Here is a 25,624-nt window from a genome sequence, read left to right on the forward strand (position 1 = left end):
CCGCGGCGGTGTCCGAGGCGCGGGCGGGATCGCGGAGCCCGCCGGGGGAGGAGGCACCACGGTGCCGTAGTCGTCCGCGAGCGGATCGGAGCTCAGCGGGTCGGCGGTCGACGGCGATTCGGGCACGGTCTGGTCGGTCACGGCAATCCCCTGGTTGTGGTGACGGTCCGCCCATCCAACCATCGCCCGTCCCGGGCACGGCCGCGGAGGTGAGCCCGGCGAGCCTCGCGAGCCCGGTGCGACCCGCGGTCACCCCCGGACGCGCACCCGGTGCCGGGATATCGGTTCGGAGCCACCGGCCTCCCGCGCCTATCCTGTCCACCATGTCCGACCAGCCCGCGAACGCCCCGGCACGTTCGCGGCCACCCCGGCGTCGCGGCCGCCGCCGGCCGACCGTGCAGGGTGGGGGCACTCCGTCGACCGAGCAGCAGCAGGCCCGTCGCGCCGCCCGCGCCGCCACGGTCCCGCCGATCACCTATCCGGAGCACCTGCCGGTCGTCGAGCGGCGCGACGACATCGCCGCCGCGATCCGCGACCACCAGGTCGTCGTCATCGCGGGGGAGACCGGGTCGGGCAAGACGACCCAGATCCCCAAGATCTGCCTCGAGCTCGGCCGCGGGCTCGACGGCGTCATCGGCCACACCCAGCCGAGGCGCATCGCAGCGCGTGCCGTCGCCGAGCGCCTCTCCGAGGAGCTGGCCGTCGAGCTCGGCAGCGCCGTCGGCTACCAGGTGCGCTTCACCGACCAGAGCAGCCGCGACACCCTCGTCAAGGTCATGACCGACGGCATCCTGCTCGCCGAGATGCAGCGTGACCGCGAGCTGCGGCGCTACGACACGATCATCATCGACGAGGCCCACGAGCGCAGCCTCAACATCGACTTCATCCTCGGCTACCTCAAGCAGCTGCTGCCGCGCCGGCCCGACCTCAAGGTCATCATCACCTCGGCGACGATCGACCCGCAGCGCTTCGCCGAGCACTTCGCCGACCCGGCCACGGGCGAGCCGGCCCCGATCATCGAGGTCTCCGGCCGCACCTTCCCCGTCGAGATCCGCTACCGCCCGCTCGTCGACCCCGACCGCCCCGACGCGGAGGAGCGCGACATGGTGACCGGTGTCTGCGAGGCCGTCGAGGAGCTGTGGACCGAGCGGCACTCCGGCACGAGCAGCGACATCCTCGTCTTCTTCTCCGGCGAGCGGGAGATCCGTGACGCGGCGGACGCGCTCAACGGGATGAAGCTGCCCGTCACGGAGGTCGTCCCGCTCTACGGCCGGCTGTCCGCCGCGGAGCAGCACCGCGTCTTCTCGAGGCACACCGGTCGACGCATCGTCCTGGCCACCAACGTCGCCGAGACCTCGCTCACCGTGCCGGGCATCCGCTACGTCATCGACACCGGCACGGCGCGCATCAGCCGCTACAGCCAGCGCACCAAGGTCCAGCGCCTGCCCATCGAGCCGGTCAGCCAGGCGTCGGCCAACCAGCGCTCGGGCCGCTGTGGCCGCGTCGCCGACGGCATCGCGATCCGGCTCTACTCCGAGGACGACTACGACAGCCGCCCCGAGTTCACCGACCCCGAGATCCTGCGCACCAACCTCGCCTCGGTCATCCTCCAGATGACGAGCCTCGGGCTCGGCGACATCGCGCGCTTCCCGTTCGTCGACCCGCCGGACAGCCGCCAGATCACCGACGGCGTGCGCCTGCTCGAGGAGCTGCAGGCCTTCGCTCCCGAGGACGACGAGCCCGCCACCGGGCGAGGGAGGCGATGTCCGGGACGCCGCCTCACGGCATACGGCCGCACCATCGCGGCGCTGCCGATCGACCCGCGCCACGCCCGCATGGTCATCGAGGCCGACAAGCGCGGCGTGCTGCGCGAGGTGCTCGTCATCGTCGCGGCGCTGTCGATCCAGGACCCGCGCGAGCGGCCGCAGGACAAGCAGGAGCTCGCCAACGCCTCGCACAAGCGCTTCGCCGACGAGACGAGCGACTTCGTCACGTGGCTGAACCTGTGGGCCTACCTCAAGGAACAGCAGAAGGAGCTGAGCAGCAGCGCCTTCCGCCGGATGTGCAAGGCGGAGTTCCTCCACTACCTGCGCATCCGCGAGTGGCAGGACCTCCACAGCCAGGTCAAGCAGGCCGCCAAGCAGGCCGGTCTCGACGTCAGCCGCGGCACCGTCCACGTCGGCGAGGGTGAGATCGACGCGGACGCCATCCACCAGTCGCTGCTCGCCGGGCTCCTGTCGCACGTCGGTGTCCGTGACGAGCAGAAGCGGGAGTATGCCGGGGCGCGCGGCACTCGCTTCGGCATCAGTCCCGGGTCGGCGCTCTTCCGCAAGCAGCCCCAGTTCGTCATGGCCGAGGAGCTCGTCGAGACGAGCCGCCTGTGGGCGCGCGTCAACGCGCGGATCGACCCGGTGTGGGCCGAGCAGCTGGGTACGCACCTCGTGAAGCGGCAGTACTCCGAGCCGCGCTGGTCGGGCAAACGCGGCTCGGCCGTCGCGACCGAGCGGGTCACGCTCTACGGCGTGCCTCTCGTCGTCGGCCGCGTCGTCGGCCTCGGCCGCGTCGACCCCGAGCTCGCCCGCGACCTCTTCGTCAGGCACGCCCTCGTCGAGGGCGACTGGCACACCGAGCACGCGTTCCTGCGCGACAACGCCGCCCTCGTCGAGCGCCTCGGCGAGCTCGAGGCCCGCACCCGTCGCCGCGACATCGTCGTCGACGACAGCACCCTGATCGCCTTCTACGACAAGCGGATCCCCGCTGACGTCGTGTCGGGGCGCCACTTCGACTCGTGGTGGAAGAAGGCGCGGCGCCAGACCCCTGACCTGCTCACCTTCACCGAGGAGCTGCTGCTGCGCGAGAGCGCGGGCAGCCTCGCCGACGAGGACCACCCGACGACGTGGACGCAGGGCGAGAACGTCCTGCCCGTGACCTACCAGTTCGAGCCCGGGTCGGCCCAGGACGGCGTGACCGTCCACATCCCCGTCGAGCGCCTCAACCAGGTGACCCCGGACGGCTTCGACTGGCAGGTCCCGGGCTTCCGCGAGGAGCTCGTCACCGCTCTGATCCGCAGTCTCCCCAAGGGGATCCGCCGCAACCTCGTCCCCGCACCTGATCACGCTCGTGCCGTCCTGCCGGAGCTCGACCCGACGTCGGGGCCGCTGCTCGTGGCGCTCGCCACGGTGCTGCGGCGGCGTGCCGGCGTGGCCGTCACGCCGGCCGACTTCGACCTCGAGCGGGTGCCCGCGCACCTGACCGTCACCTTCCAGGTCGACGGGTCCGACGGCCGCGCCGTGGCGACCGGCAAGGACCTCGAGGCCGTGCGCGACACCGCCACGCCCCAGCTGCGTCGCCAGGTCAGCCGGGCCGGTTCGCGCGTCGAGCAGGCAGGACTCACGTCGTTCCCCGACGCGGGCGTGCCCGAGACCTTCGAGAGCGCCCAGGGCGTCCAGGGCTTCCCGGCCCTCGTCGACACCGGGTCGGCCGTCGACCTCCGGGTGCTGCCGACCCGGGCCGAGGCCGACGCCGAGCACCGCCTCGGCGTGCGCCGGCTGCTGCTGCTCGGCATCACCCCGCCGTGGAAGCAGATCCTCGCCCGCCTCACCAACACCCAGAAGCTCGCCCTCGGCCACAACCCGCACGGCAGCGTCCCCGCCCTGCTCGACGACTGCCTGGCCGCAGCAGTCGACGCAATCCGCGACGACGCGGTCACCGACCGGGAGGACCACGCGGTGCGCAGCCGCGAGGACTTCGAGTGGGCACTGTCAGCCGTGCGCACGCACACCACGGCCAAGGTCGTGCAGGTCGTCGGCCTCGTGGAGCCGATCCTCGCCAAGCACCTGGCGCTGACCAACCGGCTCGCCGAGCTGGACCGCTCGAGCAGCCCCGCGATCCGGCCCATGCTCGCCGACGTCCGCGCGCAATTGGGGGAGCTCGTGCGTCCCGGCTTCGTCGCCGACACCGGCCTGCGCCGCCTTCCCGACCTCGACCGCTACCTGCGCGCCATCGCCCACCGGCTCGACAAGGCCCCGGCCAACCTGACCCGCGACGCCCAGGCTCTCGACCAGGTCGACCTCGTCGAGGGCCGCTACGCCGACCTGCTCGAGTCCCTCCGGCCCGCCCAGCGCGGCGCGGCCGAGATCGTCGACATCGGCTGGATGATCGAGGAGCTGCGGGTCTCGCTCTTCGCGCAGACGGTCGGCACGGCATACAGCGTCTCCCCGCAGCGCATCCTCAAGGCGATCGCCAAGGTCGCCGCCTGACCGGTCCGCCCGTCCGTCGGCAGGGAATCATGGGATGAGGCGGGGCGTTGCACCCTTCGACCCCGTTCGACGAAAGGCCAGACCCGTGCAGGACCCGACCGAGCTCTTCCAGTTCGAGAGCGACACCTCGCCCAGCCAGCTCCAGGAGCTGCAGGCCTCGGTGCTCGTCGTCGCCCTCGGCGGATTCATCGACGCCGGCCACACCCAGCGACTCATGGCCGACCACATCCTCGAGACGCACGAGTCGCGCGTCATCGCCTCCTTCGACGTCGACCAGCTGCTCGACTACCGCGGCCGCCGTCCCGTCATGGTCTTCGACCGCGACCACTGGAGCAGCTACGACGACCCGAGCCTGCTGCTGCACCGCGTCGTCGACAAGGAGGGCGTGCCCTTCCTGCTCCTCGTCGGCCCCGAGCCGGACTACCAGTGGAACCGCATGGTCGAGGCCACCTCGACGCTCATCAAGACCTTCGGCGTCGACCTGACCGTCAGCGTCCACGGCATCCCCATGGCCGTGCCGCACACCCGGCCGCTCGGCGTCACCGCCCACGGCACCAACCCGCACCTCGTCACCGGCAACGACCCGGCCTTCGGCACCGTGCAGGTGCCGGCCAGCTTCTCGTCGCTGCTCGAGTTCCGCCTCGGTGAGGCCGGGCTCGACGCCATCGGCTTCGCCGTCCACGTGCCGCACTACCTCGGCCAGAGCGAGTTCGCCGACGCCGCCGTGCTCGGGCTCGAGCGGGTGCGTGCCGCGACCGGGCTCGACCTCGACCTGCGCGAGCTCGCCGCGACCGCCGGCCTCAACCGGGCCGAGATCAGCCGCCAGATGGAGGAGTCCGACGAGATCTCCGCGGTGGTCCGGGCCCTCGAGCAGCAGTACGACACCTTCCTCGAGGGGCGCCAGCAGCGCAACCTGCTCGCCACCGACCTGTCCGACCTCCCGACGGCCGACGAGATCGGCGCGGAGTTCGAGGCGTTCCTCAAGGACGTCACCGAGGACGACGAACACGGGGACGAGCGCGACGACGAAACCGGCGACGACCGCGGCTGAGCCACCCTGACGAAGCGGGTCCGACCTCACGGTCGGGCCCGCTTCGTCGTCTCCGCGGCGCGCTCACGGGGCTCCGGCCCCCAACCGTCGAGAGGCCAAGGTTCGTGGGTCGGGCGCAGTCGAGTGGCCAGTCAGCCCTTGGCTTCGCTCCAGCGGCGGACGATCGAGGTGTCCGCGACGAAGCGGACCTCGTCGGTGCCGGCCCAGGTGCGGGCGGCGCTCGTTAGGGTGTGCTCGACGGCCGCTGCCGCCGCCGGGGCGTGCTGCTCGGGGACGTGGACGAGCAGCTCGTCGTGCAGGCACAGCACGATCTGGCCGCCGAGTGGGCGCACCGCGTGTCGCACCGTCGCCGCCCAGGCCTTGAACAGCTCGGCGGCGGATCCCTGGATGATCGCGTTGCGCGCATAGCGTCCGCGCGCGCCGTCGGCGCCGGTGGCCGAGAACTCGGCGCTGCCCGACGGCTCCGGCGCGCCCGGCTCCAGTGGCGGCACGGGCACCCCGCCGAAACGGATGAGACGCCCACCCCACGTGCGCACGGGTCGGCGGGCGACCCCGTCGGCGTAGGCCCGGTCGAGCAGTCCCATGGCCACGGGGTAGGCGCGCTCGAGGTCCTTGAGGGCCTCGCCGGCAGCGCCGGAGCGCTGGCCGTACATCGCGGCGAGCACCGCGATCTTGGCCTTGGGCCTGTCGGCGCCGAGCTTGGCCGCGACCGGGGCGTAGAGGTCGTCGGCGCGGGTCGCCTCGGCGAAGGCCCGGTCGGCGCTGACGACGGCAAGCACCCGGGGCTCGATCTGGCCGAGGTCGGCGCGCACGAAGACGTGCCCGGGCGCCGCGCAGATGGCCGGACGCAGCGGGGCGGGCAGGTTGTGCAGGCCGTTCTGGGCCGTCATGCGCCCGGCGGCGCCGTCGCACGCGGTCCAGCCGCCGCGGAGCCGGTCGTCGGTGCCGACGTGGTCGTCGAGCCAGCGGTAGCCGTAGGTGGTCGCGATCCGCTCGTCCTTGCGCCACCGCAGCAGGGCGTCGACGAGCGGGTGGGTGTGCCGGTAGGGCTCGAGCACCCAGGCCCGGGTGTTGGGCACGTCGACTCCGGCGGAGAGCAGCAGGTCGCGCACCTGCGTGGGGTTGCGCAGGTCGGTGCGCTCGCGGCCGGGCGCGTGCCGCAGGACGAGGGCGTCGCGCTCGGCGCGGATGCGTGCGGCGTCCGCGTCGTCGACCGGTCGGGCTCCGGCGGAGGAGGCGATGAGGTCCTCGGCCGCCGCCCGGTCGACGGGCAGCCCGTCGCGCTCGAGCTCGAGGCAGAGCACGGCGGCCGCGGACTCGGACCAGACGGTGCGTTCGAGGCGCGGGAGGTGCGAGCCGCCGATGCGGCCCAGCGCCTCGCGCTGCGCCTGCTGGCACTCCAGCGCCAGCACCCCGAGCTCGCGCAGCCGCGTGTCGTCCGTCGCCCAGCCGAGGGCGTCGGCGCGCAGGTGTCCGTCGGCGGTGAGGAGCGCGACGTCGTCGCCGGCCGCCACGTCGAAGAGGTCACCGTCGAAGCCGCTGAGCCGCGGTGCGCGTGGGGGCGGAACCGTCGCCTCGTCGAGGCCGCGGCACCCCGCGACGACGTGTCCCGGGGTCGCCCACCAGCCGCCGTGCACGAGGCGGTGCGCCTCCGCGAGGTCCCACGTGCGCGAGACGTCGACGCCCGCGCCGACCACCCCGCGCAGCGTCGACGCAGCGGACCACACGACCCATCGCGGGCCCAGCTCCTCGGTGGCCTGCCTGAAGCGTGCCACGACGTCGTCGAGCGGCCACGTCTCGTCGAGGCCCGGCCCCACGGCATACGCCCCCCGCGGCCCGACCACGAGCGCGACGAGCGGCGGCCCGGAACCGTTGTCAGGCAACGATGCTCGCGATCCGGCCGACGGCCTCGCGCAGGATCTCCGGCGAGGTGGCGTAGTTGACCCGCGCGTGCCCCTGGCCGCCCGAGCCGAAGATGGGCCCGGGGGAGAGCGCGACCCGGGCGCGGCGCAGCACCTCACCGGCGGGGTCGTCGCCGAGTCCCAGCCCGGAGAGGTCGAGCCACGCGAGGTAGGTGGCCTCGGGCACGACGAGACCGGCGCCGGGAAGGTGGTCGGCGACGAGCTCGGCGAGCAGGTGACGGTTGGCGTCCAGCTCGCCGACGAGGCGGTGGCACCAGTCGCGCCCGTCGCGGTAGGCGGCCGTCTGCGCGATGACGCCGAGGTGGCTCGCCCCGAACGTGACGTAGGGGTGCAGCCGGCGCACGTCGTCGACGGCGTCGTCGCCGGGCACGATGATCGCGGCCTTGAGCCCGGCGAGGTTCCACGCCTTGGAGGCCGACGTCACCGTGACGCCGCGCTCGGTGCCCGGCACCGTCAGATAGGGCGTGAACGTGCTCGTCGGAAGGACCAGGGGTCCGTGGATCTCGTCGGACACGACGCGCACGCCGTGCTCGTCGGCCACGCGAGCGAGCGCCCCGAGCTCGGCCGGCGTGTGCACGGTGCCCGTCGGGTTGTGCGGGTTGGACAGGAGGTATGCCGTCCGGGAACCATCGGCGGTCACGCGGGCGAAGACCTCGGCGAGACCGTCGACGTCGAGCCGGTGGTCCGGCCCGAGCGGCGCCTCGACGACGCGTCGGCCGCACGCCTCGATCACCTCGTAGAAGGCGTTGTAGACGGGCGGGCTCACGACCACCGGACCACCGGGGTCGGTGAAGAGCCCGAGCAGGTGCGTCACGCCGGTCAGCACGTCGGCCACGCGCGTCGTCGTGCGTGGGTCGAAGCCCCACGCCCACTCGGCCTCGGCGAACGCGGCGGCCGCGGCGGCATACTCCTCCGTCAGGGCGTAGCCCGTGTCTCCCCGCGCCACGGCGGCGCTGACCGCCTCGACGACGGCCGGACACGGGGCGCAGTCCATCTCGGCGATCCACATCGGGATGACGTCGGGGCCGTGCACGCCCCACTTGACGGACGTGCGGTCACGTCGGAGGTCGGCCAACGGCACGCCGAGGATCGGTGGCTGTGCTGTCGTCTCACCCATGGGGCGACCCTACGAGAGCCGACGGACGACGTCTCGCGCGGTCCCGCCGCGGGGGCGAGTGGGTACGAGGCTGCCACGGGCGACCGCTACGGCATACGGTGTCGTCGGCGGCGAGCAGGAGCCGGAAACACACGACGTCGGACGAAGAGGGTGGGAACTGGTGGGCATCTTGGGCTGGAGCAGGGACGAGACGGTCGCGGCATCGGACGCGACCGCCGCGAAGCTGCGGCGATCGAAGGACGCCGGCGCGCTCGAGCGCGCCGCGCTGCCGGCTGAGGGAGGCCTGTCCGGGGCCGCGACGCGGCTCGTCGAGCGCCTCCTCGACGTCGGCATCGACGGCAAGGGCCCCTTCGACTCCGCCCATGAGGTCGCCGCCAGCGCCCTCAAGCACGCCCGTTCCGACGCCGACCAGGCCCTGCGCGTCATCGTGCGCGACCACCGCCAGCTCGGCGCGGTGGGCGGTTTCGCGACGGGGCTCGGCGGCTTCTTCACGATGCCGGTGTCGCTCCCGGCCAACGTGCTCGAGTTCTACCTCCTCGCGACGCGCATGACGGCGGCCACGGCCAAGGTGCGCGGCTACGACATCGACCAGCCCGAGATCCGCTCGGCGATCCTGCTGACGCTCGCCGGCGCCGACAGCGACGACCTGCTCAAGAAGGCCGGGCTCGCGGCCGCCGGCGGCAAGCTCTCGTCGGTGGCGTTCGACCGGCTGCCCGCGCCGGCCCTCATGGTCCTCAATAAGGCCGTGGGCTTCCGCCTGCTCGGTCGCATAGGCCAGGGCACGTTCGCCAGACTCGGTCGCGCGGTCCCGCTCGTCGGTGGCCTCATCGGCGCGGGGCTCGACGTCTACATGCTGAACCGCATCGGCAAGCAGGCCGCCAAGGAGTTCCCGCCCGTCGAGACCTTCGGCCACTGATCCGGGGCGCCGGGCCCCGCCCGTGAGGAGCACGCAGATCACCGTTTCGCATCGCCGCCACCGGCAGGGAATGGCGCCGTTCGCCTGCTCGTTGGGCCGGGCATGAAGACCGCGTCCCGCATCAAGATGGCCGCGACCGTCGCGTCGGTCGTGCGCGCTGCCACGCGTCCCGGCGGCCCGAGCCTGCCGGAGCGGGTGCAGGCCGTGCCGCGACTCGTGCGCTGCACGCTCGACCGGACGTATGCCGGCACGACCCTCAAGCGGCTCGGGCTCGTCGCCGGGGCGGTGGCCTACGTCGCGTCGCCGGTCGACCTGGTGCCCGAGGCCTTCCTGCCTGTCGTCGGGGCGGCCGACGACGCCGTCGTCATCACCTGGGCGGTTCGGGCCTTCTTCGAGGAGACCGACCGGTTCCTCGCGTGGGAGGCGGGCCGGGGTGCGAGCGGCGCACGTCCGTCGGCCAACCGCGGTGGCCGGTCCACGTGGACGAGTGCGCCGCCCAACGCGGCGCGTTCGACGGGCACCGCGCCGGTCGCCCCGTTGGGCGCCCCCGCGGGCGGCTCGGACGGGTCGCTCGGGGTGGTGCGGCCCGACGGCCAGGACGCGCACCTGCATCGCGACCGTGATGCGACCGGAGCGGCGGCTCCGCGCCGCCTCCCTGGTCTGTCGCGTGTGCGGGCCGGGGGAGCGCGCCCCGGCGGGGAAGAGGGGCTCCGACTGCCGGAGGGCACGCGCCAGGCCGCGACCGACTACGTCCTGGAGTCGGTGCGCAAGCGCCTCGAACGCTGAGACCGGCCCTCGGGCACGGGCTGACGACCCGGCCGGGCGGCTCGGTCCACATCCCCTCGAGCCGACGGTCGTTCGTCCACAGGCGGATTCCTGGGTCTGCCCAGGGATGACCGGGGCGGCGAGGCTCAGCGCATGCCGAAGATCTCACTGTCCGGGCCGGCCGAGCTGCTGACCATCATCCCCTTTCACCTGGGCTTCCAGCCGGTGCGCAGCGTCGTCGTGGTCTGCTTCCACGGCAAGCGCCTCGGGCTGGTGGCGCGCCTCGACGTCGTCGATGCCGGGCTCGCGGCCGAGGCCGCCGCCCAGACGTTGCCGACGCTGCTCCAGGGCGAGCCGTCGTCCGTCGCCCTTGTGGGCTTCGAGGACATCCCCGACGAGTCCCTGCCGCTGCTCGAGGCCCTCGCCTCCGGCGTCGAGGCCGAGCGGGTCGTGGTCCGTGAGCGTCTCGTCCTGCGCGGCGGTCGCTGGCACTCCGTCGGCTGCGACTGCTGCCCCGACGAGGGATGGCTCCTGCCGGAGACGTCCGACGTGCCGGCGGTGGCGAGCTACGTCGCGCTCGGCCACGCGGTGCTGCCGGACCGTGACGAGCTCTCCCGCCTCGTCGAGCCGCTGCCGGCGACGGACCTGCGGCACGAGCTCACGCGCACGGCCATCGAGCACTGGCAGCGTCGCTACGCCGCCGCCGGCGGCTCGGTGGACGACCTGCCGCAGCAGCCTGCGCAGCGGCGCCGGTCCGCGAGGCGGACGTGGCCGGCAGCCGAGGGGGTCGGGCTCCTCGACGGCGGAGAGCTCACCGCCCGCCAGTTCCTCGTCAACGACTTCCTCGTCGCGTGGGGAGGGGCGCTGCGCGGTGACATCGAGGGCTACGGCCTCGAGCACTGGCTGCCGTCCCTCGTGGGACCGCTGCGCGACGTCGAGCTTCGGGACGCGCTCATCGGGTGGCTCTGCCCGGGCACGGTGCCCCTGGAGAACGTCCCCGCCGACCTCGTCGTGATGCTCGACGTCCTGCTCGGGCCGGAGCTGCGTCTCGTCCCCGCGGGAGGCGACGCGGTCCCCGACCGTGACCGTGGCCGTGCCCGTGGTCTGGACGCTGAGGGGGAGCCTGAGGGCGAGTGGGACGAGGGGCTCGCCGGTGGGCCCGACTGGGACGCCCTCGGCTCGGGCGATGACGTCATCTCGAGACTGGCGGCGTCGGACGTCGAGGCACTGCGGGCGCTCCATGCCCTGCTCGACCTCGAGTCGTCCCCTGCCACGCCCGACAAGGCACCGGCCGGCTCCAGCCTGACCGACCCGACCGACCTGACCGGCGATGTGACCGACGACATGACCGACGAGATGACCGACGAGATGACGGACGAGGTGACCGGCGACAGCTGGGAGGACTGGGACGAGGCGAGCCTGCCGCGCCTGCTGCTCGGACGTCTCGAGCAGGTGTGTCGGCTCACCCCTGCAGCGCACGCGGCGCCGCTGCTGTCCGTCGTCGCGTCGCTCGCGTGGTGGTGCGGTGACGGCGCCCGGGCCGGGGTGGCCGTCGACCAGGCGCTCGACCTCGAGCCGGACCACCGGCTCAGCCTCCTCGTGCGTCAGTCGCTCGACCACGGCATCCGGCCGTCCCGCTGCGCCTGAGCGCCGGACCGTGGCGGTGCCGGGCCAGTCGGGCCGGTACAGGCCGGCACAGGGACGCGCGCGTCCATGTCGTGGAACGGCGGATCTCGTGCCGGGGCGCCCTCGCGTATGGTTGGGGCAGGTCACGAGTACCAGCGACAAGCCCCGGCTCGCTGGTCGGCAACCCTCCTTCGCGGTGGGGTGCCCCGGGTGAGGACCTGGCCGCACCCGTCCCGGTTGCGAGCAAGCGCGAGGACCGAGGAGTACCCCGATGACCGTCACCCACCGGAAGCAGAGCACGCGCCGTCCCGCGCGGCACGCGACCGTTGGCAGCGCCTCGACCGACGGCACCACGGTGCCCGGTCAGGCGACGCGCGACCGTGAGGACGGCGCGGTCGACTCGGCTCCGACGTCCCGCCCGTCGGCTCCCGACGGTGCCTGGCGGGTCGGTGACCCGGTGGGCCGGAGGCAGTTCGCCCACATCGGCGACGTCGAGCTCGAGCGCGGCGGCGTGCTGCCTGACGTCATCATCGCCTACGAGACCTGGGGCCGGCTCAACGAGGCCGGTGACAACGTCGTCCTCGTCGAGCACGCCCTGACCGGCGACAGCCACGTCGTCGGCGAGGCCGGACCCGGACACGCCTCACCCGGCTGGTGGAACTCCCTCATCGGTGCCGGCGGGCCCGTCGACCCCGACGAGTGGTTCGTCATCGCCTCCAACGTCCTGGGCGGCTGCCAGGGCAGCACCGGACCCGCGAGCCCGGCGCCGGACGGGCAGCCCTGGGGGAGCCGCTTCCCCTACGTCACGGTCCGCGACCAGGTCGCCGCCGAGCGACTGCTGCTCGACCACCTCGGCATCCGCCGGGTCGCTGCGGTGGTGGGCGGCTCGATGGGTGGCATGCGAGCCATCGAGTGGGCCGTCACGTACCCGGACGACGTCGACCGCTGCATCGTCCTCGCGTCGACGCCCCGGGCCACGGCCGACCAGATCGCCTGGTGCCAGCCCCAGCTGCTGGCCATCCGGCACGACCCGGACTTCGCGGGCGGTGACTACTACTCGACCGACCGCCGCCCCGACACCGGACTCGGTCTCGCACGGCGCATCGCCCACATCACCTACCGCACCGAGACCGAGCTCGACGAGCGCTTCGGTCGGTCGCACCAGCTCGGCGAGGACCCGCTGCAGGCGGGGGAGCGCGGCCGGTTCGCCGTCGAGTCCTACCTCGACCACCACGCCGGCAAGCTCGCCCGCCGGTTCGACGCCAACTCCTACCTCGTGCTCACCGAGGCGATGAACTCCCACGACGTGGGTCGCGACCGCGGCGGCGTGCAGGCGGCGCTCGGACGCGTCAGGGCCGACTGCACGATCGTCTCGGTGGACACCGACCGTCTCTACCCGCCGCGCCTGTCCGATGACATGCACGACGCGCTTCCCGTCTCGCGTCGGGCGCACATCGTCTCCGACTTCGGCCACGACGGCTTCCTCATCGAGGAGGACCAGGTGGGGCGCATCATCCGCGACGCGCTCGACCGGCGTCGCGACTGAACCCTGCTGCGCGACGGGCCGGTTCGCCTCCCGGACGCCGGCCGGCAGACCGGCCGACAGGATGTGACGAAGGCGTGTCGGCAGTGCGCGCGGGGGACGCGCCCGGTGACCCGTTATCGGGTACGGTGCGAGCACTGGTTGTTTCCGTCCCAAGGAGGTCCGGGAAAGTGGCCATCGTCGTTGGTTATGTCGCCACCAAGGAAGGTCGTGCGGCGCTCAAGAGAGCTGCCGAGGAATGCGTCCTGCGCGGTGCGAAGCTCGTCGTCATCAGCTCCCACCGAGGGGGCAAGGACTTTGACGCGGACGAGGCCAGGCAGTTCGAGACCGAGCTGTCCCGCGTGCAGGCCGTTCTCGAGGAGAAGGGTCTGGAGCACGAGGTGCGTCAGCTCGTCCGGGGCAACGACCCCGCCGAGGACCTCATCTCGGTCGCCGAGGAGGAGAACGCCGACTTCATCGTCATCGGTCTCCGTCGTCGCAGCCCGGTGGGCAAGCTCATCCTCGGGTCCAACGCGCAGCGCATCCTGCTCGACGCGAGCTGTCCCGTGCTCGCGGTCAAGGGCGACTGACGCCACACTGCCAGCTCGACCGGCACCTCACGACAGGTCTCGCAGGGCCCGTCGACGTGCTCGCGCCATGCGCGTGTTCCGCGTGCGTTCGCTCCGGAGGCGTGTGCCGTTTTATAATGTCGGAGTACGGGATCGCACAAGGCGCACCGAGAGCTCGAAACAGGGATCGACTCCAACTGGCCAAGCCTTTCCGGCACCAACCCCCATTCTCGTTCGTTGTGATGATGCATGCCCGGAACCGGGTCGATCATGACGAGACCTGCGACGAAAGGCGACTGCATCCGTGCCCAAGGCAACAACCGCTGGAGCTCCCAAAACCCTGCCGAAGGTGTTCCAGCACGAGGCGATCATGCAGCTCCTGGTCAAGGGCAGCAGTAGTGGCACCATCACGGGAACGGAGATCGCTCGCGCCCAGGTCGACGCCGGACTCGACCTGAAGCAGATGAAGCCGGTCCTCGTGACCCTCGAGGCCCACGACATCGAGATCGTCGTCGACGCTCCGCACGTCACCACGACGAAGAAGACCCGAACAGGGATCAAGGGAGGCAATGTGGCCACCGCACGCACGAGCACCGCCGCCGCGACGAAGTCCGCGACGCGCACCACGACCGCGACGACCAAGACCGCCGCCAAGAAGGCGACGACCAAGACGGCCGCGACCACGGAGGACGAGGCCGCCACGACCGCCGCGCCGCGCACCGCCAAGAAGGCTGCGACCAACGCGGGCGTCGCCAAGGCAGCGGCCAAGCCGGTGGCCGCGAAGAAGACGGCTGCCCGCAAGACCGCGGCCAAGAAGGCCACGACCTCCGCCGACGGCGTCGCCACCGGCGGCGACGAGGGCGACGAGGCCGAGCCCGACGACGCCCCCGTCGGTGAGCTCGAGGACGTCGTCGTCGAGCCCGTCGAGGGTGTCGACGACGCCGACGAGGACGCCGAGGACGGCGCCGCCCCGGCCGCTGCCGCCAAGACCGAGGAGACCGAGGAGTCCGGCTTCGTCATCCGTGACGACGACGAGGACGACGCCCCGGCCCAGCAGGTCGTCACCGCGGGTGCCACGGCCGACCCGGTCAAGGACTACCTCAAGCAGATCGGCAAGGTCGCCCTCCTCAACGCCGAGCAGGAGGTCGAGCTCGCCAAGCGCATCGAGGCCGGCCTGTTCGCCGAGGAGAAGCTCAACTCCGGCGACAAGATCGACATGAAGCTCAAGCGCGAGCTGTGGTGGATCGCCCAGGACGGCAAGAAGGCCAAGAACCACCTGCTCGAGGCCAACCTGCGACTCGTCGTCTCGCTGGCCAAGCGCTACACCGGTCGCGGCATGCTCTTCCTCGACCTCATCCAGGAGGGCAACCTCGGCCTCATCCGTGCGGTCGAGAAGTTCGACTACACCAAGGGCTACAAGTTCTCGACCTACGCGACGTGGTGGATCCGTCAGGCCATCACCCGCGCCATGGCCGACCAGGCGCGCACCATCCGCATCCCGGTGCACATGGTCGAGGTCATCAACAAGCTCGCCCGCGTGCAGCGCCAGATGCTTCAGGACCTGGGCCGCGAGCCCACCCCGGAGGAGCTCGCCAAGGAGCTCGACATGACGCCCGAGAAGGTCGTCGAGGTCCAGAAGTACGGCCGTGAGCCGATCTCGCTGCACACCCCGCTCGGCGAGGACGGCGACAGTGAGTTCGGTGACCTCATCGAGGACTCCGAGGCCGTCGTCCCGGCCGACGCCGTGAGCTTCACGCTCCTGCAGGAGCAGCTGCACTCGGTCCTCGACACACTCTCGGAGCGCGAGGCGGGCGTCGTGTCGATGCGTTTCGGCCTGACCGACGGTCAGCCGAAGACGCTCGACGAGATCGGCAAGGTCTACGGCGTGACGCGTGAGCGCATCCGCCAGATCGAGTCCAAGACGATGAGCAAGCTGCGTCACCCGAGCCGGAGCCAGGTCCTGCGCGACTACCTCGACTGAGGTCGGCCGCACCGGACAAGCCCGGACACGACGAAGGAGCCCACGACAGACCGTCGTGGGCTCCTTCGCGTCTGCGGCACACCGCCGTCGTCCGCCGTTTGACGTATGCCGTGTGCCGCGGTCAGCGGCGCCGGGCCAGCAGGCGTTCGGGCAGGGACCGCCAGAACGACACGCCGACCGCCGGCCAGAAGAACGACCTGGCCCTGGCCTGCCACGCCCGGGTGCGGCCCACCTGGCGCCGGATCGAGCGGATGTCGTCGTGCAGCCGGACCGCTTCCTGCGGCGTCGTGCGCTCGGGCCGGTCGTAGCGGGACTTCTCAAGCGTCGCCGTGACGCGTCGCATCGCCGTGGCGTTCTCCTCGTCGAGGTGTCCGTCGGTGACGTAGCGCTCGCGCAGCTGTCGCAGCGTGACTCCCTCGGGGGCCTCGATGCCGAGGTCGCCGAGGTGCGAGGTGAGGTCGTCCCACTCGGCCTCGATGAGCTGTTGCTGGGTGACGGCGGCTCGTCGCCGTCGCAGTCGGAGCAGCCAGGCCGTGATGGGCATGGCGAAGGCTGCGAGCAGCCCGACGAGCACGGCGACGAGGAGCAGGAGGTTGCGCACGGTGAACGCGGCGCCGATGGTGTCGAGCAGGCCCCGCTGCTGCTGGACCGGCGCAGCCGTGGCCTGGGTGCTCGTGGTGGGCACTGCGCTCGAGGCGCTGCGCGAGGCCGACTCGCTGACCTCGCGGCCGCCGCCCGTGGCTCCGGAGTCCGAACCGACCACGGCATACGGCGGCGGGGTGCCGGCGCGGGCGCCCGGTGTCGGCTCGAAACGCAGCCAGCCGTAGCCCTGGAAGTACAGCTCGGGCCACGCGTGGGCGTCGCTGGCCCGCACGACGTAGTGCTCGTCGGAGAGCTGGCCCGGCAGGAAGCCGATGGCCATGCGCGCGGGGATGCCCTGGGCCCGGGCCATCATGATCATCGCCGTCGCGAACTGCACGCAGTAGCCGCGCCGGGTCTGGTAGAAGCTCTGGATCGGCTCGAGCGGCCGGCCCTCGCTGTCGCGGAGCTGCTCGCCGAGGTCGAGCGAGTAGGTGTAGCGGCTCGTGTCGCGCAGGTGGTTCTGGATCGCGATGGCCTTGTCGAGCGCGTTGTCCTTGCCGCGGGTCACCTCATCGGACCAGCGCTGCACGAGGTCGCGCGAGCGCTCGGGGACGTTGAGGTCGTCCTCGGTGATGTCGGGGGAGTCCGGCGGGCCCGCCTCGCGCAGCTGGGGAGGCGTGGGGGCGAGGTCGGCGTAGGTGACGCGGTAGCTGCTGACCGCACGGCCCACCCGCACGTCGCGGGTGACCGGGTCGATGGTCCACGGCGTGCCCTCCATGGCCACGGCCACGACGGGGTAGGGGGCGGCGATCCGCGGTGCCGCGAGGGTGTTGTCCGAGACGGTGATGACGTAGTCGCGTCGCTTGTCCTGCGGCGGCAGGGGTGTCGGGCTCTCGGGGCGCGCACCGGTCGCGCCGACGACGCTCCACTCGCCGCGGGAGTAGTACGACGTGGCGAGCACGCGCAGCGGGGCCCGCGTGAACGCGGTCGTCGTGTAGGTCAGGACGGGTGACTGGTCCTGGTTGTTGAGGCTGCGGGACAGGTCGAGGGTGTCGTTGAAGCCGACGGAGCCCTCGCCGCCACCGTCGCCGGTGCGCCCGAGGCCCTCGGTGAGGTAGCGGGGCGGGAAGTGCGGCACGACCGCCGGCACGAGCAGCGCGATGACGACCCCGGCAGCGCCGAGCTTGAGCGCGCCGGCAGTGAAGGAGCGCAGGGCGTCCCGGTCGTGGGCGGCCTCGTCGATCTCGCTGTGCTCCGCGGCGCTGGCCGTGCCCCAGCGGCCGAACTGCGCGCGCGCCGTCGTGTGCAGCATGACGAGCCACAGGCCGACGGGGACGAGGAAGAAGCGCAGGGCCAGCGCGGCCTCGCCGTTGGCGGCCGTGATGAGGTAGGCCGTGAGCAGCGGGAGCCCTGCGGCCGCGGGACTGCGCCACGTCGCCGCCATCGCGTCGACCGCGATCGCGACGAGGGCGACGGCGACGACGAGGCAGAAGGTGACGCCGTCGTTGAGCGGTGCGGGCGCGGAGTAGCGGTTGATCGTGTCGAGGGCCTGCAGCGCGAGGGAGTTGGCAGCCTCGAGGGTCGCAGGCGTGGGCACGAGCAGCACGAACGTCTCGCCGGTCCAACGGGCGAGGATGACGTAGGCGGTGACGAGCACCTGCGCGAGCACGACGAGCACCCGTGAGCGGGTCAGCCCCCGGCCGACGAGGCCGAGCCCGGCCACGAGGGCGATGACGAAGACCGCCTGGGGCAGCCACGTCGTCTCGACGAAGAGGCTGGTGATGGGGTAGACCGCGCCGAGCGTCGCGAGTGCGGCGAGCACGGTGATCCTCCAGCGACGACGGGTCATCGGCTGCCTCCCACGGTCGCGGCCGTCAGCACGGCCCAGGCGTGCGCGACGTCCTCGTCGCGCTGGACGGCGACGGCCCGCCACCCGGCGAGTCGCAGCGCGTCGACGTGCGGCTCGGCCTCCTCGGCGTCGGTGGTGCCGAAGCTGCGCGCGTCGAGGACGAGCGCGAGCCCGGTGGTGCCGGGCTGGCGCAGGCTCGCCACGCGCGAGGTGACGTCCCTGCCGGACGGGCCGACGATGGCCACGAGGAAGCCGCCCGCAGAGGCGAGGGCCTGCCCGGCGCGGAGGATCTCGTCCTCACCGGTGTCGTCCCGCGTCGTGGCCACGGCCAGCACGTCGAGGATCTCGTCGGGCGTCATCGTCTCGGCGGCCCGCGACGTCTCGACCGTCTCGGCGCAGACGAGGTGGACGGCATACCCCGAGTCGCACAGGTGGACCGCCACGGAGGCCGCGGCCGTCACCGCCCACTCGAACGAGCTGCTCGCTCCAGTGCCACCGTGGGCGGAGGGGCGCGGGTCGATGATGACGACGGCGCGACGCTGGGCCGGTCGGTCCTCCTGGCGCACCATGAGGTCACCCGTGCGGGCCGTCGCCGGCCAGTGGATGCGACGCAGGTCGTCGCCGTCGCGGTACTCGCGGATGGTGACGTCGTCCTCGCCGTGCAGGGAGATGAGCTGGGCCTGCTCGCCCTCCGAGCCGACCCCGGCGCTCGGCTGACGGTTGGACGAGAGCGGGTGCACGGCCGGGAGCACGATGAGGTCCGCCGTCCCCTCGAGCACCGCGTTGCGGTTGGCGAGGCCGAAGGGGTCCTGCACCTGCACGCCGAGGGGGCCGAGGTGGTGGCGTCCGCGCAGGTGGGAGCGGACGGCATAGTCGATGGCGCGCACCCGTCCGGACGGGATACGGCCGACGACGAAGCGCGGCCGGTCACCGAGGACGTAGTCGAGGCGCTCCTCCGCGAGGAAGATCGGGGTCGTGGCGCTCGAGACGTTCTCGAAGGAGAGGGTGACGTGGGCGTCCTGGCCGACGCTGATCCGTTCCGGGTGGGTGTGCCGCTCGATGCGCATGCGCGTCTTGCGCGTGCGCACGAGCACCGCCGAGATGATGGGCAGTGCGACGAGCAGCACCCCGAAGCGCGTGAGGTCACGGAAGCCGAAGATGACGCCGGCGAGCACGAGGACGGCGCCGGAGCCCATGAAGGCCCGGCCCCTCGTCGTCAGCACGCTCCACAGCGAGCGCATGTACGCGTCCCCGCTCAGCGGGCTGTGGGCGGCACCGGCACCTGGCGGAGCAGGTCGGTGACCACCTCGGCGGTCGTGCGGCGCGCGAGCTGGGTCTCGCTCGAGGGCATGAGCCGGTGCGCGAGCACGGGACCGGCCAGGACCTGGACGTCGTCGGGGATCACGTGGTCGCGCCCCTCGAGCGCGGCGTACGCCCGCGAGGCACGCAGCAGGTGCAGGGCCGCGCGGGGGGACGCGCCGAGCCGCAGCGCCGTCGTGGACCGAGAGCGGGTGACGAGGTCGACGATGTACTGGCGCACCGCCGGGCTCGCGTGGACGTGGCTGACGGACTGCACGACGCGGTTGATCGTCTCGGCGTCGGTCACCGGGGTCAGCGCGTCGAGCGGCGAGGTCGAGCCGTGGGTCTCGAGCAGGTCGAGCTCCGCGCGGGGGGAGGGGTAGCCCATCGAGATGCGGGCCATGAACCGGTCGCGCTGGGCCTCGGGGAGGGGGTAGGTGCCCTCCATCTCGATGGGGTTCTGGGTGGCCATGACGATGAAGGGGGCCTGCAGCGTGTAGGTCGTGCCGTCGACGGTGACCTGGCGCTCCTCCATCGACTCGAGCAGCGCCGACTGGGTCTTGGGGGAGGCGCGGTTGATCTCGTCGCCGACGACGACGTTGGCGAAGATGGCGCCCGGCCGGAACTCGAAGCGGCGCGCGTCCTGGTTGAAGATGCTGACGCCCGTCACGTCGCTCGGCAGCAGGTCCGGCGTGAACTGGATGCGGCGCACCGTGGCGTCGATCGAACGGGCCAGCGTCTTGGCGAGCATCGTCTTGCCGACGCCGGGAACGTCCTCGATGAGCAGGTGCCCACCGGCGAAGAGCACGGTCACGGTGGTGCGGACGACGTCGGCCTTGCCCTCGATGACGCTCGTCATCGCACCGATGAGGCGGTCGGCCACGTCGTGGATCAGGCCGAGGTCGGCCCCGTCACCGCTGGCGCCCGCGGGCGAGCCGGCCGATGCCGTGGTCTCGAGCCCCGTGTCCGTCGTCGTCACACTGTCCTCCGCTTGTCGTCCCCATGTCGTGGCGCAGAGCCGTTCGTGGCGGGCTGGCCACCCGTCAGGTGATCTTCTCCCATGGACCCACGTCACCGGTAGGGCCGACCCGGTCGTGACCGGATGGAGACCTGCAGGGACTGGGGCAACAGGGCCGAGCACCCTGCCTCCACTTTCCTCCACCTGCAACGTCCGGGGGAGCCGTTCGGTTCGTTCCCGGGCGTATGCCGTGTGGTTCGTGCGCGTGCGACGGGGGAGCGGGCGGTGGGGCTGCGTCGCCTGCGTCCTGCGCGGGCTCGAAGTACTCCACTTCGCTCCACCACATCTGACCTGCGCAAACGTGCAACTCGCCGGAGCAAATTGGGTAAAAGATCGTTGACGGTGGAGGAGAGTGGAGTATCGTGGAGCATCAAGGTAGTGAATGGGTGCGCCTGAGGGTCGACAAAGGGGAGGTGGCGGTCCATGTTTCTCGGGACGCACACACCCCGGCTCGACGAGAAGGGCCGACTGTTCCTGCCCGCGAAGTACCGCGAGCGGATGGCCGGTGGCCTCGTCGTCACCCGGGGCCAGGAGCGCAGCCTGTTCATCTACCCGATGGACGAGTTCGTCCGGGTCGCCGACCAGATGCGCCAGGCCCCGACGACGAGCAAGGTCGCTCGCGACTACATGCGCGTCTTCCTCTCCGGTGCCTCCGACGAGATCCCGGACAAGCAGGGGCGCTTCACCATCCCGGCCAACCTGCGCCAGTACGCCGGCCTCGACCGCGAGGTCACGGTCATCGGTGCCGGCTCCCGCCTCGAGGTCTGGGACAGCGCGGTCTGGAACGCCTACCTCGAGCAGACCGAGCAGAGCTTCGCCGACACGGCGGAGGAGGTGATCCCCGGGCTCTTCTGAGCCCCGGACCGCCGCCCCCGACCAGCCACCCACCGCACCCCGACCGACACCGACCGAGACCGATTGACTGCACCTGAGTGCCGGCCTCCAGCCGCTCCGCTCCCGGGACGACTTCCCCCGTCCCGGGCGAGGTAGCGGATGGGGACCAGCCCCCAGGTGGACACGAGCAGCACGACCACCTCACACCCGGCAGCGATCAGCACCCTCCACCTGATCGTCGCCAGCACCGGCCGACCGGCCACCCCCACCCCGCACCGAGAGCACGGCTCTACCCGCGTCTTGGTCACACCAGCCACACCAGCCACACAGCCCCCGTGCACCACAGGCGCACGACCGACCGGGCATCCGCAGCACCACCGTGAGAGGGACGCACCATGAGCGATCGAGGACCGGCGCAGGGACGCCACGTCCCCGTCATGCGCGACCGGATCCTCGACCTGCTCGCGCCCGCCCTGGAGCGTCCCGGCGCCCTGCACGTCGACGGCACGCTCGGCATGGGCGGCCACGCCGAGGGCGTGCTCGAGCGCTTCCCGGAGTGCACCGTCGTCGGCATCGACCGCGACCGTGAGGCCCTGGCGCTCGCGGGGGGGCGCCTCGCACGCTTCGGCGACCGGTTCCGGCCGGTGCACGCCGTCTACGACGACATCAAGCAGGTCGTCGCCGACCTCGACGTGCCTACCGTCGACGGCATCCTCTTCGACCTCGGCGTCAGCTCGCTCCAGCTCGACGAGACCGACCGCGGCTTCGCCTACCGCGTCGACGCACCGCTCGACATGCGCATGGACCAGTCGAGCGGGATCACCGCGGCGGACGTCCTCAACACCTACTCGGTCGAGGACCTCACCCGCATCCTGCGCGACTACGGCGAGGAGCGCTTCGCCCGCAAGATCGCCAAGGCGGTCGTCCACGACCGTGAGATCGAGCCCTACTCCTCCTCGGGCCGCCTCGTCGAGATGCTGCGGCGCGTCATCCCGGCGGCCTCGCAGCGGCAGAGCGGGCACCCGGCCAAGCGGACCTTCCAGGCCCTGCGCATCGAGGTCAACGACGAGCTCGAGGTCTGGCGCCGTGCCATCGACGAGGCGATCGACGTCCTCGCCGTCGGCGGCCGGATCGCGGTGCTGTCCTACCACTCGCTCGAGGACCGCGCGACGAAGCGCGCGTTCGCCGCGGGTGCCACCTCCAGCACCCCGCCGGGTCTGCCCGTCGAGCTCCCCGAGCACGCGGCGTACCTCTCCCTCGTCACGCGCGGCGCCGAGGCGCCGTCGGACGAGGAGGTCACCACCAACCCCCGGGCCGCGTCGGCCCGACTCCGGGTCGCGGAACGCATCCGCGACACCTCCACGAGCACCTCAGCCAGCAGCACGGACAGCAGGACCAGGAAGGGAACCACCCGATGAGCCAGATGACCGCCACGGCCCGGCCGCTCCGCGCGCCGCGGCGCGGGCCAGCCCCGACTCCGCTCCGGGTCATCCCGAGCAGCATCACGCGCACGGGCAACGGCGCCTTCGCCTCGACGTGCATCGCGCTGCTCATCGCGGGCCTCATCGCCCTGCTGCTGCTCAACACCGCCCTGGCCCAGGGCTCGCTCGCCCTCGGTGACCTGCAGCGCGAGTCCGCCCGCCTCAGCGACACCGCGGGCAACCTCCAGGAGGAGATCGACCGGGCGTCCGCGACCGGCGCGCTCGCGCGCAGCGCCGCCGAGCTCGGGATGGTGCGGATGAACACCCGCGGCTACGTCGACCTGGCGAAGGGCACCGTCACGGGCGAGCCCGAGGCGGCGACGAAGAACAACGCCTTCCCGATCGTCACGAGCCCGACGCCGCCCGCTGTCACCGCCTCGGTGAAGAAGATCCTGTCCTCCGCCAGCAAGGTCGGAGCCAACGCGTCGGCGGCGTCCGCCGCGGCGAACGGGTCGGCCGCCACGCCGACGACGCCGGGTGCCGGGGCGCAGGCCACCGCAGCACCCACACTGGGCACGACGCCGGGTGCGGCGACGGGCCGACCCACGGGCGGTGCCACGTCGGACCCGAGCGGGCAGGCCCAGCAGACGACGGTGAGGTGATCCCGTGACGCAGACCCGAGGGACCGATCCACGAAGGACCGGTCGGGGCGCTGCGCCTGCACGAGCGACCCAGCCACGGTCTGCCCAGGGGCGCACGACCCAGGCACGCACGACCCAGGCACGCACCGGCCAGGGGCGCACGACCCAGGGCCGCGCCACCCAGCCCGGCCAGGCCCGTCAGGGCGCTGCCGGTCGTCCCACCAACCCCAAGGCGGGCACCTCGGCGCGAGCGACGTCGGCCGGCCGGGGTGCTGCGCCGACCCGGAGCGGAGCGCCCGGGGCCGGTCGGCCGGCACCTGCCAGGTCCGCGCCCGCTGCGCGGGGCCGCGGGCCGGCGCCGAAGCGCGGGACCGCGTCGGGTCCGGGTGGACCTCGGGGCCCTCGTCGACCACGCCGCCAGCTGCGGATCTCGCGTGCGAACCCGCGCCGCCGTGCGCGGGTCATCTTCGTCGCGATCCTCTTCGTCTTCACGATCTTCGCCGGACAGCTGCTGCGCATCCAGGCGTTCGACGCGTCGGCGACTCAGGAGGCGGCGCTGTTCAAGCGCTCGGTCCAGACCATCACGCCGGCCATGCGCGGCCAGATCCTCGACACCAACGGCCAGGTCCTCGCCGACTCCGTCGAGCGCTTCACCATCGCCGCGGACCCGAAGATCATCCCCGAGTACGTCGTCCGGATCGACGGCGTGCGCACCAAGGTCGGCGTCACCCGCGCCGCCGCGGACCTCGCGCCGCTGCTCCAGATGACGCCGACCGCCCTGACCAAGCTCTTCACCCGCTCGGGCACGCGCTACGTCGTCATCAAGAAGGAGGTCAACCCGGCGATCTACCGCGAGATCCGGGCCCTCGGCATCCCCGGCATCACCGGTGAGCGCACGGCGCAGCGCATCTACCCGACCTCCATGGCCCTCGGCCAGCTCGTCGGCTTCGTCCGCCCCGACGACCAGAGCGGCGCCGGCGGCATCGAGCAGATGCTCGACACCGCGCTGCGGGGCACCCCCGGTCGCAGCGTCGCCGAGCGGGCTCGCGACGGCTACATCATCCCCGGCTCCCAGCGCGTCGACACCCCCGTCGTCAACGGGCGCGACGTCAAGCTGACGATCGACGCCGACCTGCAGTGGTACGCCCAGAACGCCCTCGCCAAGCAGGTCACCGCGGTCGGCGCCGAGTCCGGCACCGCCGTCGTGCTGGAGGTCGCCACCGGCAAGGTCCGGGCCGCCGCGAGCTACCCGACGTTCGACCCCAACGACCTCGCGGACGCCAAGTCGGCAGCCCTGGGCAACTACGCCTTCAACGACGCGTTCGAGCCCGGTTCCACCGGCAAGCTCATGACCATGGCCGCTGCGCTCGAGCAGGGCGTCATCACCCCCGACACCGGCGTCATCGTCCCGCCGCGACTGCCGCGGGCCGGCACCTCGTTCAAGGACAACGAGCCGCACGGCGTCGAGAACATGACGGCGACCGGCGTGCTCGCCAAGTCCTCCAACATGGGCACGATCCTCATCGGCGAGCGCGTCTCGCCGGCGATCATGGAGGCGTACTACCGCAAGTTCGGGATCGGGTCCAAGACGCCCGTCGGCTTCCCCGGCGAGTCGGCCGGCCTGCTCGCCGGCGCCAAGGACTGGGTCTCCACCCGCCGCTACACCATCCTCTTCGGCCAGGGCTATGCCGTGACGGCCATCCAGCAGGCCGGTGTCTTCCAGGCCATCGCCAACAAGGGCGTACGCGTGCCGCCGTCCCTCGTCGAGGGCACGGTCAACGACAGCGGGACCTTCATCCCGTCGCCCGCGACGACGCCCTCGCGCGTCGTCACCGAGGACACGGCGGTCAAGCTGTCGCGGATGATGGAGGAGGTCACGGGCGAGAACGGCACGGCGAGCGCGGCCCGCATCAAGGGCTACCGCGTCGCCGGCAAGACGGGCACCGCCGACCGCTACGACGACAAGCTCAAGCGCTACAACGGCTTCACGGCCTCCTTCATCGGCTTCGCGCCGGCCGAGGCGCCCAAGTACGTCGTCGCCGTCTTCATCCAGAAGCCGAGCGCCGGCATGTTCGGTGGCGCCCTCGCCGGGCCGGTCTTCAACCAGGTGATGTCCTACCTCCTCGAGCGCACCGCCGCTCCGCCCAGCCCGAAGTCGAACCTGGACTACCACGTCTGGGCCGACAAGCCGCTGTCGTCCGACGACCCTGCGGTCATCAGCAATGCGCGGGCCAAGCGGGATGGCCTGTAAG

17 protein-coding genes and 1 riboswitch are annotated in these 25,624 nt (G+C 72.3%); of the genes, 12 read left to right on the forward strand and 5 right to left on the reverse strand.

The window, feature by feature from the left end; translation table 11 throughout:
* Positions 1-323: 323 nt before the first annotated feature.
* Both hrpA and U5C87_RS12830 read left to right on the forward strand, forming a co-directional pair.
* Positions 324-4,259, forward strand: coding sequence for an ATP-dependent RNA helicase HrpA (gene hrpA / locus U5C87_RS12825; protein ID WP_330472957.1), 3,936 nt, complete (start codon positions 324-326; stop codon positions 4,257-4,259).
* Positions 4,260-4,344: 85 nt separating this feature from the next.
* On the forward strand, positions 4,345-5,310 hold the full coding sequence (locus tag U5C87_RS12830; RefSeq protein ID WP_330472958.1) for a proteasome assembly chaperone family protein: 966 nt from the start codon (positions 4,345-4,347) through the stop codon (positions 5,308-5,310).
* Positions 5,311-5,441: 131 nt separating this feature from the next.
* Here the strand turns inward: U5C87_RS12830 and U5C87_RS12835 are convergent, their stop codons facing one another.
* Together U5C87_RS12835 and U5C87_RS12840 are read right to left on the reverse strand one after the other, a co-directional pair.
* Positions 5,442-7,193 carry a DNA polymerase gene (locus U5C87_RS12835; protein ID WP_330472959.1) on the reverse strand — a complete coding sequence of 584 codons (1,752 nt, stop codon included), beginning with the start codon at positions 7,191-7,193 and terminating at the stop codon, positions 5,442-5,444.
* Positions 7,186-8,349 carry a MalY/PatB family protein gene (locus U5C87_RS12840; RefSeq protein ID WP_330472960.1) on the reverse strand — a complete coding sequence of 388 codons (1,164 nt, stop codon included), beginning with the start codon at positions 8,347-8,349 and terminating at the stop codon, positions 7,186-7,188. Before U5C87_RS12840 ends, U5C87_RS12835 begins: the two co-directional genes overlap by 8 nt.
* 160 nt (positions 8,350-8,509) lie before the next feature.
* Between U5C87_RS12840 and U5C87_RS12845 the strand changes: the two genes are divergently transcribed.
* From U5C87_RS12845 to U5C87_RS12870, 6 genes are all read left to right on the forward strand, one after another.
* On the forward strand, positions 8,510-9,265 hold the full coding sequence (locus U5C87_RS12845) for an EcsC family protein (RefSeq protein WP_330472961.1): 756 nt from the start codon (positions 8,510-8,512) through the stop codon (positions 9,263-9,265).
* Positions 9,266-9,367: 102 nt separating this feature from the next.
* Complete coding sequence (locus tag U5C87_RS12850; RefSeq protein ID WP_330472962.1) at positions 9,368-10,051, forward strand: YkvA family protein; 684 nt, start codon at positions 9,368-9,370, stop codon at positions 10,049-10,051.
* A 132-nt stretch (positions 10,052-10,183) separates the two neighbouring features.
* Positions 10,184-11,677, forward strand: a complete 1,494-nt coding sequence (locus U5C87_RS12855) for a DUF4192 domain-containing protein (RefSeq protein WP_330472963.1) — start codon at positions 10,184-10,186, stop codon at positions 11,675-11,677.
* A 120-nt stretch (positions 11,678-11,797) separates the two neighbouring features.
* Positions 11,798-11,912, forward strand: a riboswitch (SAM riboswitch).
* Positions 11,913-11,927: 15 nt separating this feature from the next.
* A complete protein-coding gene (gene metX, locus U5C87_RS12860; RefSeq protein WP_330472964.1) occupies positions 11,928-13,202 on the forward strand; it encodes a homoserine O-acetyltransferase MetX in 1,275 nt (424 codons plus the stop codon).
* A gap of 167 nt (positions 13,203-13,369) precedes the next feature.
* The gene (locus tag U5C87_RS12865; RefSeq protein WP_030200032.1) at positions 13,370-13,768 is read left to right on the forward strand and encodes a universal stress protein; all 399 of its coding nucleotides are present in this window, start codon (positions 13,370-13,372) and stop codon (positions 13,766-13,768) included.
* Positions 13,769-14,117: 349 nt separating this feature from the next.
* Positions 14,118-15,728: an RNA polymerase sigma factor gene (locus U5C87_RS12870; protein WP_330476689.1), complete on the forward strand. Its 1,611-nt coding sequence runs from the start codon at positions 14,118-14,120 to the stop codon at positions 15,726-15,728.
* 121 nt (positions 15,729-15,849) lie between these two features.
* Here the strand turns inward: U5C87_RS12870 and U5C87_RS12875 are convergent, their stop codons facing one another.
* Genes U5C87_RS12875 through U5C87_RS12885 form a run of 3 tightly spaced genes read right to left on the reverse strand, consistent with a single transcriptional unit; the run spans position 15,850 to position 20,437 of the window.
* The gene (locus U5C87_RS12875; protein WP_330472965.1) at positions 15,850-18,159 is read right to left on the reverse strand and encodes a transglutaminase family protein; all 2,310 of its coding nucleotides are present in this window, start codon (positions 18,157-18,159) and stop codon (positions 15,850-15,852) included.
* Positions 18,156-19,400, reverse strand: coding sequence for a DUF58 domain-containing protein (locus tag U5C87_RS12880; RefSeq protein ID WP_030200026.1), 1,245 nt, complete (start codon positions 19,398-19,400; stop codon positions 18,156-18,158). The genes U5C87_RS12875 and U5C87_RS12880 overlap by 4 nt, the downstream gene beginning before the upstream one ends.
* 14 nt (positions 19,401-19,414) lie before the next feature.
* The gene (locus U5C87_RS12885; RefSeq protein ID WP_030200024.1) at positions 19,415-20,437 is read right to left on the reverse strand and encodes an AAA family ATPase; all 1,023 of its coding nucleotides are present in this window, start codon (positions 20,435-20,437) and stop codon (positions 19,415-19,417) included.
* Positions 20,438-20,899: 462 nt separating this feature from the next.
* Here U5C87_RS12885 and mraZ point away from each other — a divergent pair, with 462 nt between their 5' ends.
* From mraZ to U5C87_RS12905, 4 genes are all read left to right on the forward strand, one after another.
* Entirely contained in the window at positions 20,900-21,331 is a 432-nt protein-coding gene (gene mraZ, locus U5C87_RS12890) for a division/cell wall cluster transcriptional repressor MraZ (RefSeq protein ID WP_330472966.1), read from the forward strand.
* A 374-nt stretch (positions 21,332-21,705) separates the two neighbouring features.
* Positions 21,706-22,728 carry a 16S rRNA (cytosine(1402)-N(4))-methyltransferase RsmH gene (gene rsmH, locus U5C87_RS12895; protein WP_330472967.1) on the forward strand — a complete coding sequence of 341 codons (1,023 nt, stop codon included), beginning with the start codon at positions 21,706-21,708 and terminating at the stop codon, positions 22,726-22,728.
* The gene (locus U5C87_RS12900) at positions 22,725-23,393 is read left to right on the forward strand and encodes a hypothetical protein (RefSeq protein ID WP_330472968.1); all 669 of its coding nucleotides are present in this window, start codon (positions 22,725-22,727) and stop codon (positions 23,391-23,393) included. Before rsmH ends, U5C87_RS12900 begins: the two co-directional genes overlap by 4 nt.
* A gap of 4 nt (positions 23,394-23,397) precedes the next feature.
* Complete coding sequence (locus U5C87_RS12905; protein WP_330472969.1) at positions 23,398-25,623, forward strand: peptidoglycan D,D-transpeptidase FtsI family protein; 2,226 nt, start codon at positions 23,398-23,400, stop codon at positions 25,621-25,623.
* The last annotated feature ends 1 nt before the right edge of the window (position 25,624 follow it).

It is taken from the genome of Terrabacter sp. C0L_2 (assembly GCF_036352015.1).
GTDB classification, from domain to species: Bacteria; Actinomycetota; Actinomycetes; order Actinomycetales; family Dermatophilaceae; genus Terrabacter; species Terrabacter tumescens.

What these genes read in the sequence shown, in the direction of transcription:
- hrpA (WP_330472957.1), top strand. Translation starts at nt 324, where the DNA reads ATGTCCGACCAGCCCGCGAACGCCCCGGCACGTTCGCGGCCACCCCGG.
- U5C87_RS12840 (WP_330472960.1), bottom strand. Translation starts at nt 8,349, where the DNA reads ATGGGTGAGACGACAGCACAGCCACCGATCCTCGGCGTGCCGTTGGCC.
- U5C87_RS12850 (WP_330472962.1), top strand. Translation starts at nt 9,368, where the DNA reads ATGAAGACCGCGTCCCGCATCAAGATGGCCGCGACCGTCGCGTCGGTC.
- U5C87_RS12855 (WP_330472963.1), top strand. Translation starts at nt 10,184, where the DNA reads ATGCCGAAGATCTCACTGTCCGGGCCGGCCGAGCTGCTGACCATCATC.
- metX (WP_330472964.1), top strand. Translation starts at nt 11,928, where the DNA reads ATGACCGTCACCCACCGGAAGCAGAGCACGCGCCGTCCCGCGCGGCAC.
- U5C87_RS12870 (WP_330476689.1), top strand. Translation starts at nt 14,118, where the DNA reads ATGCAGCTCCTGGTCAAGGGCAGCAGTAGTGGCACCATCACGGGAACG.
- U5C87_RS12875 (WP_330472965.1), bottom strand. Translation starts at nt 18,159, where the DNA reads ATGACCCGTCGTCGCTGGAGGATCACCGTGCTCGCCGCACTCGCGACG.
- U5C87_RS12880 (WP_030200026.1), bottom strand. Translation starts at nt 19,400, where the DNA reads ATGCGCTCGCTGTGGAGCGTGCTGACGACGAGGGGCCGGGCCTTCATG.
- mraZ (WP_330472966.1), top strand. Translation starts at nt 20,900, where the DNA reads ATGTTTCTCGGGACGCACACACCCCGGCTCGACGAGAAGGGCCGACTG.
- rsmH (WP_330472967.1), top strand. Translation starts at nt 21,706, where the DNA reads ATGAGCGATCGAGGACCGGCGCAGGGACGCCACGTCCCCGTCATGCGC.
- U5C87_RS12900 (WP_330472968.1), top strand. Translation starts at nt 22,725, where the DNA reads ATGAGCCAGATGACCGCCACGGCCCGGCCGCTCCGCGCGCCGCGGCGC.